Consider the following 16,698-nt stretch of genomic DNA (forward strand, 5'->3'; position numbering starts at 1 on the left):
AGAATAAAAGCAGAGTTATCTCACTCTGCTTTAGGGACTGGACAAGATTGACCACTTAATTAATGTAATTGGTATTATACCAATCTGGAAAATTAACTGATCAGGTCTATCCATCTTCTTGAGCACATTTTGGTGACTCTTTTGGAGCTATCCAAAAAACGATTCCATGCATCGCAGACTTTGGAGATGATGTCGTCGTAATCAGTAAAAGATTGGTTGGCTAAATAGCGTTGCCTCAACCAACTCCATACTTGTTCGATAGGGTTTAGCTCTGGAGAATAGGGTGGAAGTTTGATGACACTGACATTCTTAAAGTCATTGGCAATGTCTTCTGTATGCCATCCTGCTCCATCCATAATGATGACGGCATGACGTCCTTTTTCAGTGACCGACGATATTTGCTTTAAATGCTCGATCATGATGTCTTTATTGACCCACGGGACAACGATAGCCTCACCAATTCCTTTTTGTGGGTAGACAGAACCAAACAGATACGCATATTCAAATTGTTGTTGCTTCACCGCTCTGGGATGTGCTCCTCTCGCTGCCCATAAACGGGTTGTTGTGTTTTGTTGCCCAAATCTGGCTTCGTCCTGAAACCAGACATCAACACACTCTAAAGCTCTATGTCCTGGGATCTTAAGGATCGTTTCGATTTTGAATTTTTTTAAAATCGTCTTGTGTTTGTTGAGATTGTTTGGGGTGTTTTGAGCGGGAAGTTATCCATGAAAAGCCCATGTGGTCGAGCAGGTAATAGATAGAATCTGGGTGGTAGTGCTTGCCAAATTCTTTCACGCTATAAGCATGGATGTCGGCACCAGTCAGTCGTCCGCCTTGTGTATCATTGGCTTTATCTTTTATGTATTGGCTCAATTGCTCTCTTTGCTGAGGAGTCAATTGTGGTGGTCTTCCTGTTCTTGGCTTTTCGTGCAGTCCTTCCAGCCCTTCTTCAAGAAAAGTTTGTACCCACTTATTAACACTGGTTCGGCTCATCTAAAGAAACTTGGCGATTTGGGTGCGAGAGTGTCCATCTTTGAAATGAGCAAGGGCCAGCAGTCTCATTTTCATCTGAATAGATTTCTACTGGCTTGCGAGCTTATTAAAGTCGATATTGTTGAGGCTATCCATAGCGAATAAGTTCTATTGTTGGATGGCCTCAATTAGGTCATATTTTTTACTTAGATTGGTACAAGTCCGATGCTAAGAGCTTTTTTCTAATAGGATCTCTGTGGTTGTAACCCGGCAGTTGATGTCTTGCTCCTGCAGACTGCGGCACTGAGACTGCGCCTGGGCTCTGTTCAGGTAGGTGCCCAGTTGCAACCTGAGGTACTCGCTGCCTTCCCTGGCCACCTTGGAATAAGATGCCTGCGGCAATATATCGGCGTGTGAACGGTGGAGCAGGTGCCAGTAGGCCCTCATGGTTGTTTCTGAGCTAAACTCACCCAATGAAACCAGAAACGCTGGCTGGAAACTCAGGGCGGCAAGGCTGAAGTCGTTGCCGCGTAATACATCACCATCACCGTTTATCGTCACCTCGATGGCCTCAAGCGGATACATTTTCTTCTCCTCGATATACTGCTTATCGATCTCCACCCGGAAATTACCCGGCAACACATTCATAAAGAGATAGAAGCCATCATATTCGCTCTCCCCCCTCTGTACCACTTTGCCCTGATCGTCCAGTAGAACAAGGGGGGCATAGGCTGCCGGCTTTTCACCGCCATGGCCATCCTCTAGGTAGATCATGCCTTCGATTTCACCAGTGGTGACCACAGGTATATCTAGGGTCTCCACCACCCCCGGTCTGGGCGTAATAGAGATCCCGGGACGGCTGGGCATCCAGTAGGGATCCTCCAGACTGCCTGCCTCTAGTTCAATATCCGTGGTGTTATAAGCGGGCAGGCCACGTAAAAAAGCAATACCCTTGTCATTAGTAGAAGCTCTGCGGTAAACCTGGGTTCCTTTTACCTTGGCACCCACCACTGGCGGTTCATCTTGATCGTAGTGGCCGTTTAGGTTCAAATCATGAAATACGCGAACACTGATGGCACCGTTTTGCGCTAGGCGGCGGCGATCTATATAAAGGTCGCTTTCCTGAGGATCCCAGCCCAGGCTAAATAGGGTGTTCAGGCCCAGGAACCATTCGCCGCGATCATCGTAGGAGAGGGTAGAGCTCAGATAAAACGTATCGGCTTTCCAGTTCAACCTCATATCCGCTTTATACCTTTCGGTTTGGGGCCAGTAGTTAATGCCAAACTCGCTGTTAAGGGAGGAGCTGAGTGCGCGGCTGAACTCGGTATCCAGCTGGGTTAGCTCGGCCTCGGGTGACAGGCTATAGTCAGCCCCCAGCTCCCAGGTGAATGCTGAAAAGCGCTTACGCAACAAAGTGCTGCCGCTTTGCCAGTTCTCTGCCTCACCCGCCTCAGACTCGGTTCTTTGATAAGTAAAGCTGTTGCTCAGGTAATAGGACGGCCGGTAGAGGCTGAGACGGTTTTGCAGCGAAAAGATCGGTTGGTCGATATCGCCATAGTGGCGGCTAAATCCCTGCTCATAGTTGAGTGCAGTCTGCCGGCCCTGAAAAAGCGAGCCTGCCAGCGTCACATTGTCATTAAACTGACCATCATCAGCATTATGCGAGAAATTCAGTGCATGTTTGCCCAAAAAGGTTTTCCCCCCCACCCGGAAGGCGCCGTTGTTGTCGACTCCGGTCTGCATCAGCAGGCGGTCAAACAGGGAAAAACTAGCGCCTAGAGAATACGCGGCTTTATCTCTTTCCATCTGGGAAAAGGTTGCATCAAACAACAATTTGTCGCTAAGGCTTTTGCTATACTTGCCGGCCAGATGCCAGTCGGCAGCATTGGCGGTGGGCTCGTTGAGAAACAGGCTGCCGGGCTGGGTAAGGGAGAGATCGAAATAGTGCTGCTTTTGTACTGTGCGACTGTCTACCAGCACCTGCTTGGTCTTTTCCCGAATCTGGCCTTGCGGACCGTAAAAGATCAGTCTAAGGGTGTTGTTGCCGTAGAGCAGCTCGATATCGTTAAACACATAGCGACCATCTGGTCCGGCGGTCAACGCACCTATCAGTACATCGTTGCGATAGAGTTCTACATCCCAGCCGGGCTGAATATCTCCCTGCAAATCCAGAGTGTCTAACTCTGTATTGCCCGTCAACGGCCTGTTGCCGAAGCTAACTCCCCGCTCCTGGTTGCCTGCACCGGCCACTGGTAAAATATCGCCAAAACGATATTGGGTGGCATTTATGGGGCCCAACAGACCACCCTCTAGCGAGGTTTTTTCCAACGTCAGGCGCGCATAGTCCAGTTCATTTTCCGAGCCGCCGCCAAGGTAATACTGACTGCTAAAAAAGCCCAAATCATGGCGGCCCAAGGCAGCATAGCCGAAGTTGACATCTTTTCCTGAATAAGTGGCGTTGGTGCTGATATCCAGTAGGGGCGCGGACAACAGCTCATAACTGCTTTTGCGCAGTGGTAAAACTGGCTTGGAGCTGGTTCTTTTTGTCCTGCTTTTTTGTCTTTGCTTACGCGCCAGAGCTGCCTGAATCGGCAGGGGTTGCTCTGGCTTAAGCATCAACATCATAGCACCGAAGTCAAATGTCATTTTGATATTAAACCAGTGGCCAAGATCGTCGGCATGAATATAGAGGTCGTCCGGCAAGTTCTGAAAGCGTGAGGGCGGTAAATTGTAGGCAACCCCGTTGGCCTCGGCTTTAATCTGGCTATCGGTGGCAGCTTGCTCACCATCCTTTCCGGCCAGCTTCAGGCTAAAGCTCTGGCCCTCATTGATATACCAGCCAGCGGCCGCTGATGTTTCGCTGTCCAGCTCAATGGCGAAATCCAAAATCTCGACCAACTGGCCAAAGGCGATAAGGGCACTATCTTGATGCTTGATGGCAAACAGATCGCCGATCACCAGATCGTCGATGCGCACCTCCAGTATCAGCTCTTCACCATCGGCGATGCCCCGGCCGTCATCTGTCGTCGGAGCGTCGGCAGGCATCAGACCAAAATCTGGTTCCTGGTATTTGCGGTTGATCGTTCGGATCAACTCAAACAGTTCTAACTGGGCAACTGCGGGCGTGCAGACAGGCCAAAGCAAGCCCAGCAGCAGCCACTTACACGGATGGTTCAGGGACATAAAGTTAAGGTGCTAATTGGTAGTCGCTGATGGTCAGTTGTTGCTCTGCCAGAGCTCGGCCACCGAACTCGTCGTCTCCCTCATAAATCAGACGCAGCGTGCCGTCCTGCGCAATGGGATCGTGAAAGGGCAGACTAATCACGCGTTGTTTGTTTTCATGGAAAACTGCAACGTTGTTAAGGGTAGCCACATGGCGCTCTTCGCCGCCGTCATGCGGGCGCCAGAAGGCTTTTAGGCTACCGAAGGTGCTGTGCAGACCGGAGCGGTTAAGGGAAAAGGTTAATCCATCTGGCTTAGCACTACCGGCATCCTGGTAGAGCTCCATCGGGCCAAACTCTGCAGTGGCATCCAGGCCGCCGGCACGTATGATCACCGGAATGGAAAAGCTCAGCCGTAGGTTTAACTGAATACCCACGCCCTCGGTTTGCTTGCGTTCCTTATTGCCGGGCAGAGCGGCAAGCAGCAGGTGGGAGCGATACTCCCCGAGTGCAAGCTCCTTAGGGCGACGCACCGCGATGCGAACTTGCTGACGCTCGCCTGGGCCGAGTGTTACTTGTCTGGGGCTAAATCTGAGCATGCTGCTGGCAGTATTAAAGCTGGCTAACTCTTCCTCGCTCAGCGCCTGGTAGCGGCCGTCGGGTAATTGCCTTTGCTGCTGAAACTCCAGTCGATAGGTTTTGGTCTCGCTACTGGTATTCATCAAAAAGACCTTAGAACTGCGTTCTCTCTCGGCAAAGGTCAATCGGGTCGGCGAGATCAAAAGACTGGCGCTGGCGTTGCTGGCAAGTAAAACAGGCAGCAGCAAGGTGGCGAGCAGAGACAGGGTTTTTCTGCTTATTATCAACAGCATGGAATTCCTAAACTTTATTAATGGGTGATTTGTAGAGTTATATGAGGATTGTCGTATTTGGCGTCCAGGTAGTTGCCTGTGCCTGAGGTAGCCAGTGTGGCGCCAACCCATACCCGAGCCTCGCCCTTAGTGTTGGTTCTGACCCAGGGCTTGACGTTTAATTGCTTAATGGTGAAGCGGCTACCGGCGTTGCCGCCGTGGCTCAGGATGTTAGCACCCTCCGGCAGGCTGGTCGTGATATGCAGGTAACTGTCTGCCTGAAAACCGGAAAGCAGAAACTCGGCCGGGTGACCCTGCTCTATCACTACGATATTGGGGTCATATTTTCGTGAGCCGTCCGGGTTAATCTGGTAGTTATAGATATTGTCGTTGTTGCGCAGTGCGATAACCCCGAAGTCAAGCGGTTTAACCTGTGTGATCTCCTCTGCCCGGGCTTCTCCGGTGAGCAAGCATATTGCCAATGCCGATAACAAGCGGTTACGCATTACTTCTCCATAAACTCTTGTACTGGTTAATTGAGTAGAGGCAAGCCGGTAAGCCAGCCCGCCTCTTTGCTTTACTAATTGATACTCCGGCATATGCATTGCGGTAAAAGTTATGGGAGTATCTTGCAACCCGTGTTGCTAGTAGCTAATGGTTACAGCGTATTCGCCTTTGTATTCAGCATCCAGATAAGGTTCGGTTCCAGCAGTGTTCTTCGTTGTTGTGGTATTTAGCGTCGCACCCACTCTTAACAACAGGATACCAGTGCCGTCGGTCTTTGCCTGGCCCTTGTTACTTGCCAAGGTAACGGGTTTTTCATTTGCAACAACATCAAAATCGGTTAGCGTAAAAAACAGTGATTCCGGTGCCGCATTGTCCATTTTCAACTCAACGTCTTTAGTTTGAGTCAAATCGATATTCAGGTCGGTATATCTGGCTGCGTTGCTCACCGTAAAAGTACCTGGCGACACATTGGTTTTATCAATTGGGGTAATGCTGCCTACTTTCTTGTCTGTAGCGGTGGCGGTACCGGACGCCGCAGTTACTTCGCCGGAGGCCGGATCCAACGTCAGTGTGGCCACAGTTGTATCATTACCAGCTACGGCGGCAATGGTGCCGAAGTTAAGCGAAGCCGTTTCGACGATATCCAGAGTATTTCTGACCTCGACCGATGCTGTCCCCTTGCCGTTAAACTCAGGTGCTCCGCCCTCTGCGTAGGCAGAGCTGGCAAATACGGCCAGTGCTGCATAAGCCAGTTTTTTGTTATTTTTCAATGTTAACTCCTTTTGTTTTCAAGATAAGCGGGCGGCTAAGTGCCACCGTTAGATTATTCAATCAAGAGAACTTACTAAACCAATAGACGTGGGCGTATCGTTTAAGCACGGCCAATAAACGCAGGGGCAGGGTTAACCAATCGGCTATCCTTTAACCTCTCTGTCAGCACATACTTACGCCGGTTGATTTACTTTATATAAGCGATATTCTGTTCATCGGACAAAGGCTTGCCAGTCAGCGGCCTCACCATACAGTCCAGTCCGTCGGTCTTAAGTTGCCGACACAATGCTTGTGCAGTCACTTTATCTTTAACAGGGCCGGCAAGTAGACGATAAAGCCTCTCCTTTTTTGGCCCGATATAAACGGGTGTTAGATAAAAACGTTTATCTGACAGAAGTTCAGGCGACTTCTTCACCAGTTTCCTTTTATTTGACTCGATATATTGAAGCCATCTATAGGTGCCAACTTGTAATGCATATTGTTGGGTTTTAGGCTGAGCGTCTTTCTCTTTATTAGCTGAAGCCTTGATTGCTTTATCACCTGCATCGACCACTGGCATCAACTTATGATCTTTTACTTCAGGGAGGATCTTAGTCGGCGCTGGCTTAGGAGAAGAGGATGCCATTTTATCCAGCTGGCCAATCAGATTTTTAAAATCAGACTCCAACGCAGCCAACCGGTTAATGCCTGGACGGTATTGCTCCCACTCCGTATTTTGTTGGTCAAGACGATCTCTCAACTCTTCGACTTGTGTTTGAATCGCCTGGTATTCAGATGTGTTTGTGGATTTGCTGGTTGCGCAGGAAGCCAGTAAGAGACAACAGCCAACGATGAACAACTTTGATATCGCTGTGCTTGTATATGGAGTTTGAACTGTATTCGACCGACAACTTTGTCTTGTAAGCTTATTATTGTACGCCTTACTTATTCGCACGCTTTATATCCAAAATATAACTTATTGATATTTATAATATCAAGGCAGTTTAATCAGGGGGTAAAACTAATCAATAGCTAGAATAAGATTACGCGACGGGGTTAAAAGAACAGTTAAGAAAGAGCTTCTCTCTGAGCTTGCCATTCCAAGCAACTTATGGGTGTGTCGTTGGAACAATCGATCATCTAGATAAGTATGAGGGAAGATAGAGTGGGCTACGACACTCTTTGGATTTTGAGATGTCCTGCTTTATACAGTTTGGGATCAGGCAGATTCTCATGAAATAAAGTCACCTGATTTCGACCAGAATGCTTAGAGTAGTACATTGCTTTATCAGCATCGATTAAAAGCTCTTTGGCCTGTGAACGCTGTGAACTTAGCTCGGCGATGCCTATACTGACGGTCGTATTAATCTCTATTCCGTCTACATAGCATGTTGTCTGCTGTATGGACTGGCGAATACGCTCTGCGACTTCATAAGCCTGCATCGCGCTTTTGTCCTCGAGAATGACTGCGAACTCTTCACCTCCCAACCTACCGATAAAGTCTCTATCGCTAATGATATCCTGGCAGGCCAGGGCAATACGGCTGATTACCTGATCTCCAGAGAAGTGTCCAACTTGATCATTGATCTCTTTAAAATGATCGATATCGATCATTAGGCAGGATAGTGTTTTTGAATCAGCTGTATGAGCGATGATTCTTTTTTCGAAATTAGAGAGAAATGCTCTGCGGTTTTGTACGCCGGTGAGCTCATCGGTTTCCGAAAGTTGTTTTAAGCGCTGTTCTAATAAATGGGTTCTGGTGATATCTCGGACAGACCATATCACTAGGTTGTTTTCACCATTGTATTCTTCAACTGGCTTAATTATCGCTTCAAACCATGTCTCTTCCGGATTTTCCAGTGCTGCTAGTTCTTCGATAGGAAGGATTAAATGATCGTGAAGGGCCAGACTGTATTTCACGACTTTTATTTCGTTGTCTCGAATGACGTCATGAATATGTTCGACTAATTCAGCCGCTTTGCTCGATGAAAACACTTCACCTAAATACAAGTTAGTGTAGCTTTTGGCACTAAAACTACTCGACTGGTAGGTGCCACCGAAGCTTTCAATATAACGACCGTTCTCATCAAGGATAAATACATGATCGGGTAGGGTGTCTAATATGACTTCAAGCCATTTCTCCCTTTTTCCATCGTTCATGTGAGTCATCCTCTAGTTTTTTTAAGTCGTTGATTATATATATTTTAGGGGGTGAAACAATGAACGAAGATCACAGAAAACTTAACCTTTGAGTAAATATTCAACAACATTGGTTACCAAGAGAGACGTGATGGAAACGTATATATCTTCGAAAGGTTCTTGTGGGGAAAAGGATCCATCATTGAAGTATAGATGTAGTTGCTTTTATATCGCCTATGTTGAACCAGAGAGGTGATATTAGCTTGAAGTAAGGATATCGACTAACTGGCAATCTGAGGCATTTCAGTGCGTTTTAGAGACTAATAGGATCTTGGTGATCTGGCGGATAAAGAAAAGCCGCTACCTAAAAAGGTAACGGCTTGTTCTATAACAACTTTGAATTACGGTCTTAGTTCATGCCGTATTTTTTAAGTTTCTTGCGAAGAGTACCGCGGTTGATGCCCATCATAGTTGCGGCGCGAGTTTGGTTACCGCGAGTGTACTGCATGATGGTATCTAATAGTGGCTGTTCAACTTCAGCTAGAACTAATTCGTATAGTTCTGTTACTTCCTGGCCGTTTAGCTGAGCAAGGTAGTTTTTAAGAGACGCTTTAACAGAGTCACGTAAAGGCTTCTGAGTAATCTGGTCTTGTGACGTTACTGTAGTTACTGTTAATGCTTCTGAAGTCAGATTTTGTTCGAACATATTCGGTCTAGCTCTTCTCTTAATTATGATGCAACGTTATCAAAATAACCTTCTAACGCTTCAATTTGCAGCGGGGCTGCGTCGAGCGCGTTGAAGGTACGGCGAAACTCACTTGCTTGCTCATGCTCTTTTAGATACCAACCTACGTGCTTGCGCGCGATACGCGGTCCTAAGTACTCTCCGTAAAATTCATGCAGAGCATTCACATGGCCAAGCATAATGGTTTTCACTTCCTTCGCTGGAAGCTCATCCATTGTGGTGCCGTTTTCCAAATAGTGATGGATTTCCTGGAAAATCCAAGGGCGACCCTGGGCAGGGCGTCCAATCATTAAAGCGTCCGCACCGGTGTACTCCAGTACAAATTTGGCTTTCTCCGGACTATCGATATCACCGTTCGCGATAACCGGAATTGAAATAGCCTCTTTTACCGCTTTAATGCTGTCGTATTCGGCCTCACCTTTGTACATACATGCCTTTGTTCTGCCATGCAGTGCCAGAGCTTGTATGCCGCAGTCTTCGGCTAATTTAGCGATTTGGATGCAGTTTTTATTTTCTGTATCCCAGCCAGTTCGGGTTTTTAACGTTACAGGAACGTCAACAGCATTCACTACCGCTTTCAAAATCTCTTCGATAATGGTTGGGTATTGAAGCAGTGCAGAGCCCGCCAGCTTTTTATTCACTTTCTTTGCTGGGCAGCCCATGTTGATGTCGATGATTTGCGCACCGTTTTCAACACTGAATTGAGCTGCATCCGCCATAAGCTGTGGATCGGAACCGGCAATCTGTACAGAGCGAATGCCCGATTCGCCTTCATGTACCATGCGCTGTTTCGACTTCGACGTTTTCCATAGCTTTGGGTTGGCGGACATCATTTCACTGACGGCCATTCCCGCACCATAACGAAGACACAACTCGCGAAACGGTCTATCCGTTACACCAGCCATAGGGGCTACGATTAGATTGTTCTTAAGTTGATAGTTTCCGATTTTCAAAACGTCATCACAGTTCTGTACCAGCAAGGGCGCGCATTTTACGCATTTTTTCACTGCGTGAAAAGACTAATATTTGAGCATTTACAAATTGTTTTTGTAAATAGTATGAATTTCAAACAATTAGCGCGTAAATCCTTGTCTAGCCTTGCTTACGACCAGAGATGCGACACCACTCTTTTTGCTCCGCAATCGGATCAATGTGAAGCTCATCACGGTAGTAGCTTGCTACGTCTTCTGCCTGAGTGTCTAAAACGCCGGACATCGCAAGGTCACCATTTAGCTTAACCAGACCTTTAATGACAGGCGCAAGTTCGCGTAGCGGACCAGCAAGAATGTTGGCAACCACAACGTCAGCGATCAGGCCTTCAGGTTGATTTTGAGGTAGGTAAACTTCGAGTTGATCTGCGACGCCATTGCGTTCTGCATTGTCGCGAGATGCTTGCAGAGCTTGAGGATCAATGTCGATCCCGATGACTTTTTCTGCACCCAATTTGATCGCAGCGATCGCCAGAATGCCTGAACCACAGCCAAAGTCGATAACTGTCTTACCCGTGAGATCCATGCTTTCCAGCCACTCAAGGCAAAGTGCTGTAGTTGGGTGAGTACCTGTACCAAAAGCCAGGCCAGGATCGAGCATCACGTTCACCGCGTCTGGCTCTGGAACGTCACGCCAGCTTGGACATATCCACAGACGCTGACCAAACTTCATTGGGTGGAAGTTTTCCATCCATTCGCGTTCCCAGTCTTTGTCTTCCAGCTGTTCTACTTTGTAAGCAAAATCGTCTGCAAGCATGCTGCTCGCTTTGATTTGGTCGATGATGAAGTTGGTATCGGCTTCTGCATCGTACAGTGCCAGAATATCAGTATCGCCCCATAAGCGAGTTTCGCCAGGGAGAGGTTCGAATACAGGCGTATCCTGCGCGTCTAGGAACGTTACAGACAGCGCACCAGTCTCTTCCATTAGCATGTCGCCGATTTGCTCAGCGTTTTCATTGGTCGCGTTGAGTTTGATTTGAATCCAAGGCATTTATTTTTGCTCTTAAAGTGAATGAAGTGGCGCAGAGTTTATCAGAACTCTACGAATTGTTTGAGTATAGATTTTGTACAAAACAAAAATGCCCACACAGTGTGGGCATTTTTCATGAGTTCAACTCAGGCTTATTGTAGGCCGAGTTTCTTCTCTAGGTAATGAATGTTCGCACCGCCATGTTGGAAGTTCTCATCATTCATGATTGATACTTGAAGTGGCACGTTAGTTTTAATGCCTTCAATGATCATCTCACCAAGCGCATTCTTCATACGTGCGATCGCTACGTCACGGTTTTCACCGTAAGTGATCAGTTTACCAATCATTGAATCATAATGAGGTGGTACTGTGTAACCCGTGTAGATGTGCGATTCCCAACGCACACCCATACCACCCGGAGAGTGGAAGCGCTCAATCTTACCTGGAGACGGTAGGAAGCGCTCTGGGTCTTCTGCGTTGATACGACACTCAATTGCATGGCCGCGAATCTTAATGTCATCCTGAGTGAACGACAGTGGCTGGCCCGCTGCAACACGTAGTTGCTCTTTGATTAGGTCGATACCTGTAACCATTTCTGTTACTGGGTGTTCTACCTGAATACGAGTATTCATCTCGATGAAGTAGAACTCGCCGTTTTCGTACAGGAATTCAAATGTACCTGCACCACGGTAACCGATTTCGACACATGCACGAGTACAACGTTCACCGATGTACTTACGCATTTCTTCAGTGATACCCGGTGCTGGCGCTTCTTCCACAACTTTTTGGTGACGACGCTGCATTGAACAGTCACGTTCACCTAGGTGGATTGCACCGCCCTGGCCGTCAGCAATGACCTGTACTTCAACGTGACGAGGGTTTTCCAGGAATTTCTCCATGTAAACCATATCGTTGTTGAACGCAGCTTTTGCTTCTGCACGAGTCATAGCAATGGCTTGAACGAGATCTTTTTCAGCACGAACAACGCGCATACCACGACCGCCGCCGCCGCCAGATGCTTTAATGATGACTGGGTAACCAATGCGTTTAGCAAACGCTTTGTTTTTATCTTCATCGTTATCCAGTGGGCCGTCAGAACCCGGTACACATGGAACGCCAGCTTTCTTCATTGCGTTGATCGCTGACACTTTGTCGCCCATTAAGCGGATAGTTTCTGCTTTTGGACCAACGAAGATGAAGCCACTGCGCTCAACTTGCTCAGCGAAGTCTGCGTTTTCTGACAAGAAGCCGTAACCCGGGTGGATAGCAACCGCACCAGTCACTTCTGCTGCAGAGATGATGCGTGGAATGTTTAGGTAGCTGTCGATACCACGAGCAGGACCGATACATACGGTTTCGTCTGCAAGTAATACGTGCTTAAGATCACGGTCAGCTGTTGAGTGAACAGCAACGGTCTTAATACCTAGCTCTTTACAAGCGCGAAGAATACGAAGTGCAATTTCACCTCGGTTCGCGATGACAACTTTATCTAGCATAAGGCAAGCCTCGCTTATTCGATTACAACTAGAGGTTGGTCGAATTCAACTGGTTGGCCGTCTTCAACTAGGATTGCAGTAACAACGCCAGACTTGTCCGCTTCGATTTGGTTCATCATCTTCATTGCTTCAACGATACATAGAGTATCGCCAGCGCTAACTTTTTGGCCTACTTCAATGAACGCTTTCGAGTCTGGACTTGGAGAGCGGTAGAAAGTACCAACCATTGGAGAAAGAACTTGGTGACCTGCAGGTACCGCTGCTGCTGGAGCTGCCGCTGGTACTTCCGCTACTGGCGCTGCGACTGGTGCAGGTGCTGCTACTGGAGCTGCTGCGTAGTGAATTGGCGCTGCTACTGGAGCTGCTGCGCCGTGACGACTGATGCGTACTGACTCTTCGCCTTCTGAAATTTCTAGCTCAGCAATGCCAGATTCTTCAACTAACTCAATTAGCTTCTTGATTTTACGAATATCCATCTTTTCTTTCTCTTTTATCTTGTGAGTAAGACAACCCCGCAGGGTTGCAGAGTGTTGGGGTTACTTTGCCTGCAACTTTTTAACTGCAGCAGACAGAGCGAAGTCATAACCTTGTGCGCCCAGACCGCAAATCACACCCACTGCCTTGTCCGACAGATAGGAGTGGTGACGAAACGGTTCACGTGCATGCACGTTTGATAGGTGCACTTCGATAAATGGGATGGCTACGCCAAGTAATGCATCTCGCAGCGCTACACTGGTATGAGTGAAAGCCGCTGGATTGATGATGATGAAATCAAACTTGCCGTAAGCAGCATGAATGGCTTCAATCAGTTCGTACTCACGATTTGATTGTAGGTGTTCCAGTTCAACTCCTGCATTGTAGGCTTGCTCCGTTAGGGCATCCACAATTTGTGCTAGAGTGTTGTTACCGTAGTGTGTCGGTTCGCGCAGACCTAATAGATTAAGGTTTGGTCCGTTTAGAACAAGAATCCGTGACTTTGCAGACATTATGTTGCTATCTTCCCTTATCGTGAGTGGAACGGTTATATTCCCAAATATACGATAATTCAACACGATTTTTTTGTTAAAACCGAGCAAATTTTAAAAAATCGACCAAGATTATAGCTAATTCATAGCAATTAGCAGCAATTTACTGGTCTAATCTCCTAATAGCCCACTTTGTTTCTGCAACCAAGTTAACAAAAACAACATAATTACCATATTGGGAATATGGCTAATCTGTACACGTAAATGCAAAAAACCGCCATCAGTGATAGCGGTTTTTTATCAGTCAGTTAAAACAGGTTGGTTATCTTATACCAGCTCTGCTTTTTCTGCGATGAGCTTATCGACAACGCTTGGATCGGCAAGTGTTGATGTGTCACCCAGATTGCTGGTATCGCCGGTTGCAATCTTGCGCAGAATGCGACGCATGATCTTACCAGAGCGGGTCTTCGGTAAGGAATCCGTCCAGTGCAGCACGTCTGGTGTTGCAATTGGACCAATCTCTTTACGTACCCAATCTTTTACTTCTTTATGCAGTTCTGCTGATGGGAACTCACCATCAATGAGCGTGATGTAAGCGTAAATAGCCTGGCCTTTGATGTCATGAGGAATACCGACAATCGCTGCTTCCGCAATTTTGTGGTGCGCGACAAGCGCTGATTCAATCTCTGCCGTACCCATACGGTGTCCAGAAACGTTCAATACGTCATCTACACGACCTGTGATCCAGTAGTAACCGTCTTCGTCGCGGCGAGCACCATCACCAGTGAAGTACATGCCTTTGAAGGTAGAGAAGTAAGTTTGTTCAAAGCGCTCGTGGTCTCCATAAACCGTACGCATCATACCTGGCCAAGAATCCAGAATAACCAGATTACCTTCCGTCGCACCTTCAACCACGTTACCCATGTTGTCTACTAACGCAGGTTGTACGCCGAAGAATGGGCGAGTTGCCGATCCCGGTTTGAGCGCCGTTGCACCTGGAAGTGGAGTAATCAGGATACCGCCAGTTTCAGTTTGCCACCAGGTATCTACGATTGGTGATTTTTCATTACCAATGGTCTTGTAGTACCACTCCCAAGCTTCAGGGTTAATTGGTTCACCTACCGAGCCCATGATACGCAAGCTGTCGCGAGTTGTGCCCTGGATAGCTTCGTTACCTTTCGCCATCAGTGCACGAATTGCCGTCGGAGCGGTGTAAAGAATATTAACTTGATGCTTGTCGACCACTTCGCTCATACGGCTTGTGCTTGGGTAGTTAGGCACACCTTCAAACAAGATTGTCTTAGCGCCATTAGCCAGCGGTCCGTAAATAAGATAAGTGTGGCCAGTGATCCAGCCCACGTCCGCGGTACACCAGAAGGTTTCACCTGGCTGGTAGTCGAATACGTATTTGAACGTCATGGTTGCGTAAACAAGGTAACCGCCAGTAGTGTGTAGGACACCTTTTGGTTTACCTGTTGAGCCTGACGTGTAAAGGATGAATAGAGGATCTTCCGCTTTCATTTCTTCAGGTGGACAAATATCCGAAGCGGCAGCCGTTGCTTCATGCCACCAAACGTCACGATGATCATGCCATTCGATGTCACCACCAGTGCGTTTAAATACCACTACCTTGCTGATGGTTTTCACTTCAGGGTTAGTCAGAGCTTCATCAACGTTCTTTTTCAGCGGAACCGCACGTCCACCACGAACGCCTTCGTCTGCAGTGATCACTACTTTAGCGTCTGAGTCGATGATACGGCCTGAAAGTGCTTCAGGTGAGAAGCCGCCAAATACAATGGTATGTACGGCACCGATGCGGGTACAAGCCAGCATCGCGATAGCCGCTTCAGGTACCATTGGCATGTAGAGACAGACTACGTCGCCTTTGCGCACGCCTTGAGCTTTCAATGCGTTGGAGAATTTACACACTTCTTTGTGCAGTTGGTTAAAGGTCAGCGTTTTATCGTCAGCCGGGTCATCGCCTTCCCAGATGATGGCAACATCGTCACCGCGCTCTGCTAGGTGGCGGTCAATACAGTTTGCTGAAACGTTCAGTGTGCCGTCTTCAAACCAACGAATGTCTACGTGACCGGTATCGAAAGAGGTGCTTTTTACTTTGGTGAAAGGTTTGATCCAATCAACAATTTTGCCGTGCTCGCTCCAGAAGCCCTCAGGATCGGAGACCGACTGCTGATACATGGCTAGGTAAGTGTCATTATCCGCGTGTGTATGAGTTTTAATGTTTTCTTTTACCGGATAAATGTGGGCTTCGCTCATGGCTTCTCTCCTTGTGCCTTAATCTCTCGGCCTTGCGTCACTTTGAATCTGCATAAGGCCTTGAATCTTTAATTTTGTAGCGCTGTTGTTCGGTTTTAAACGGTCAGTTGCTTCAACAACGACCTTGTGCCTATAACTGTCAGTCACAGCGCGTATTTCCACAATTAGACTTTAGGATGAGAGAGAGGAATCTACCTAAAAAGGTTTGAAATAAAAGTAATTATGGGAGCCAGGTCAACCGGGATCATCTATAAGGTACGCTGAGATTAGGTAATTCACCTTTGGTCAAGCGCACAAAGATCAGGGCGGCGGCGATGGCATCTTGCAATGCGTCGTGTCTGTCTTGCATCGGCAGTTCAAGATGCTTGCAAATCGCCTCCAGACTTAAGTCGAAATAGGCATTCGGTAAATGTCGTTCCAGCATGTCAAAGTATATCTGGCTGACTTCAATTAACGCATTAGGCAGAGGGAATCCAAGTTGTCTCTGGCAGGCAAGATCCAGGATTCTTTTATCATAGCGGATGTGGTAACCAACGAGTGGCCGGTTTCCGATGAAGTCCAACAGTTTCACCAGAGCGTCTTTTTCACTGATGCCATCCACTAAATCCTGATGGCGAATTTTATGGATTTTTACCGAGCCGGAATCGAGTGATTGTGGCGCGCGCAGGTGCACTTCAAATGGCTGGCTGGTGATGATACGGTTATCAATGATTTTGGTGGCAGCAATGGTAACCAGTTCAGCCCGATTGGGATCTAAACTCGTGGTTTCACAATCGAGAGAGACGAGTTCGGTATTTCCCGGATCACAAAATAGTGACTGATAAGGCGAGCCTTTCAGCTTGTAATGCCAATATTTTCGTTTCAGCCAATTCATCC

General features: G+C 47.5%; 14 protein-coding genes and 1 pseudogene. All 15 read right to left on the reverse strand.

What is annotated here, in order from left to right; all coding sequences use genetic code 11:
• Positions 1–92: 92 nt before the first annotated feature.
• The 15 genes and pseudogenes from ACWYU8_RS20345 to ACWYU8_RS20415 all read right to left on the reverse strand — a co-directional run bounded on the left by ACWYU8_RS20345 (position 93) and on the right by ACWYU8_RS20415 (position 16,696).
• Positions 93–1,068 (reverse strand): annotated as a pseudogene (locus ACWYU8_RS20345) (IS630 family transposase).
• Between the two features lie 132 nt (positions 1,069–1,200).
• Positions 1,201–4,155, reverse strand: a complete 2,955-nt coding sequence (locus ACWYU8_RS20350; RefSeq protein ID WP_457521566.1) for an MSCRAMM family protein — start codon at positions 4,153–4,155, stop codon at positions 1,201–1,203.
• Between the two features lie 4 nt (positions 4,156–4,159).
• Positions 4,160–5,005: a fimbrial biogenesis chaperone gene (locus tag ACWYU8_RS20355; RefSeq protein ID WP_457521567.1), complete on the reverse strand. Its 846-nt coding sequence runs from the start codon at positions 5,003–5,005 to the stop codon at positions 4,160–4,162.
• Between the two features lie 17 nt (positions 5,006–5,022).
• Positions 5,023–5,490 (reverse strand): DUF4402 domain-containing protein, encoded by a 468-nt coding sequence (locus tag ACWYU8_RS20360; RefSeq protein ID WP_457521568.1) that lies wholly within the window; start codon positions 5,488–5,490, stop codon positions 5,023–5,025.
• Between the two features lie 138 nt (positions 5,491–5,628).
• The gene (locus ACWYU8_RS20365) at positions 5,629–6,261 is read right to left on the reverse strand and encodes a DUF4402 domain-containing protein (protein WP_457521569.1); all 633 of its coding nucleotides are present in this window, start codon (positions 6,259–6,261) and stop codon (positions 5,629–5,631) included.
• 188 nt (positions 6,262–6,449) lie between these two features.
• A complete protein-coding gene (locus ACWYU8_RS20370) occupies positions 6,450–7,100 on the reverse strand; it encodes an SPOR domain-containing protein (RefSeq protein WP_457521570.1) in 651 nt (216 codons plus the stop codon).
• Positions 7,101–7,411: 311 nt separating this feature from the next.
• On the reverse strand, positions 7,412–8,401 hold the full coding sequence (locus ACWYU8_RS20375; RefSeq protein WP_457521571.1) for a GGDEF domain-containing protein: 990 nt from the start codon (positions 8,399–8,401) through the stop codon (positions 7,412–7,414).
• A 388-nt stretch (positions 8,402–8,789) separates the two neighbouring features.
• On the reverse strand, positions 8,790–9,086 hold the full coding sequence (gene fis, locus ACWYU8_RS20380) for a DNA-binding transcriptional regulator Fis (protein ID WP_000462885.1): 297 nt from the start codon (positions 9,084–9,086) through the stop codon (positions 8,790–8,792).
• A 23-nt stretch (positions 9,087–9,109) separates the two neighbouring features.
• Positions 9,110–10,078: a tRNA dihydrouridine synthase DusB gene (gene dusB, locus ACWYU8_RS20385; protein WP_457521572.1), complete on the reverse strand. Its 969-nt coding sequence runs from the start codon at positions 10,076–10,078 to the stop codon at positions 9,110–9,112.
• Between the two features lie 139 nt (positions 10,079–10,217).
• Positions 10,218–11,105 carry a 50S ribosomal protein L11 methyltransferase gene (prmA, locus tag ACWYU8_RS20390; RefSeq protein ID WP_457521573.1) on the reverse strand — a complete coding sequence of 296 codons (888 nt, stop codon included), beginning with the start codon at positions 11,103–11,105 and terminating at the stop codon, positions 10,218–10,220.
• Between the two features lie 131 nt (positions 11,106–11,236).
• Entirely contained in the window at positions 11,237–12,580 is a 1,344-nt protein-coding gene (gene accC / locus ACWYU8_RS20395; RefSeq protein ID WP_457521574.1) for an acetyl-CoA carboxylase biotin carboxylase subunit, read from the reverse strand.
• A gap of 14 nt (positions 12,581–12,594) precedes the next feature.
• Positions 12,595–13,056, reverse strand: a complete 462-nt coding sequence (accB, locus tag ACWYU8_RS20400) for an acetyl-CoA carboxylase biotin carboxyl carrier protein (protein WP_457521575.1) — start codon at positions 13,054–13,056, stop codon at positions 12,595–12,597.
• A 60-nt stretch (positions 13,057–13,116) separates the two neighbouring features.
• On the reverse strand, positions 13,117–13,566 hold the full coding sequence (gene aroQ, locus ACWYU8_RS20405; RefSeq protein WP_457521576.1) for a type II 3-dehydroquinate dehydratase: 450 nt from the start codon (positions 13,564–13,566) through the stop codon (positions 13,117–13,119).
• Between the two features lie 306 nt (positions 13,567–13,872).
• Positions 13,873–15,822, reverse strand: coding sequence for an acetate--CoA ligase (gene acs, locus ACWYU8_RS20410; protein ID WP_457521577.1), 1,950 nt, complete (start codon positions 15,820–15,822; stop codon positions 13,873–13,875).
• Between the two features lie 244 nt (positions 15,823–16,066).
• Complete coding sequence (locus tag ACWYU8_RS20415) at positions 16,067–16,696, reverse strand: 3'-5' exonuclease (protein WP_457521578.1); 630 nt, start codon at positions 16,694–16,696, stop codon at positions 16,067–16,069.
• Positions 16,697–16,698 lie beyond the last annotated feature (2 nt).

This window comes from Vibrio limimangrovi, assembly GCF_054064025.1.

Bases quoted from the DNA above. Each gene is read 5' to 3' on its own strand.
- ACWYU8_RS20350 (WP_457521566.1), bottom strand. From the start codon at position 4,155: ATGTCCCTGAACCATCCGTGTAAGTGGCTGCTGCTGGGCTTGCTTTGG.
- ACWYU8_RS20355 (WP_457521567.1), bottom strand. From the start codon at position 5,005: ATGCTGTTGATAATAAGCAGAAAAACCCTGTCTCTGCTCGCCACCTTG.
- ACWYU8_RS20360 (WP_457521568.1), bottom strand. From the start codon at position 5,490: ATGCGTAACCGCTTGTTATCGGCATTGGCAATATGCTTGCTCACCGGA.
- ACWYU8_RS20375 (WP_457521571.1), bottom strand. From the start codon at position 8,401: ATGAACGATGGAAAAAGGGAGAAATGGCTTGAAGTCATATTAGACACC.
- fis (WP_000462885.1), bottom strand. From the start codon at position 9,086: ATGTTCGAACAAAATCTGACTTCAGAAGCATTAACAGTAACTACAGTA.
- prmA (WP_457521573.1), bottom strand. From the start codon at position 11,105: ATGCCTTGGATTCAAATCAAACTCAACGCGACCAATGAAAACGCTGAG.
- accC (WP_457521574.1), bottom strand. From the start codon at position 12,580: ATGCTAGATAAAGTTGTCATCGCGAACCGAGGTGAAATTGCACTTCGT.
- accB (WP_457521575.1), bottom strand. From the start codon at position 13,056: ATGGATATTCGTAAAATCAAGAAGCTAATTGAGTTAGTTGAAGAATCT.
- aroQ (WP_457521576.1), bottom strand. From the start codon at position 13,566: ATGTCTGCAAAGTCACGGATTCTTGTTCTAAACGGACCAAACCTTAAT.
- acs (WP_457521577.1), bottom strand. From the start codon at position 15,822: ATGAGCGAAGCCCACATTTATCCGGTAAAAGAAAACATTAAAACTCAT.
- ACWYU8_RS20415 (WP_457521578.1), bottom strand. From the start codon at position 16,696: ATGAATTGGCTGAAACGAAAATATTGGCATTACAAGCTGAAAGGCTCG.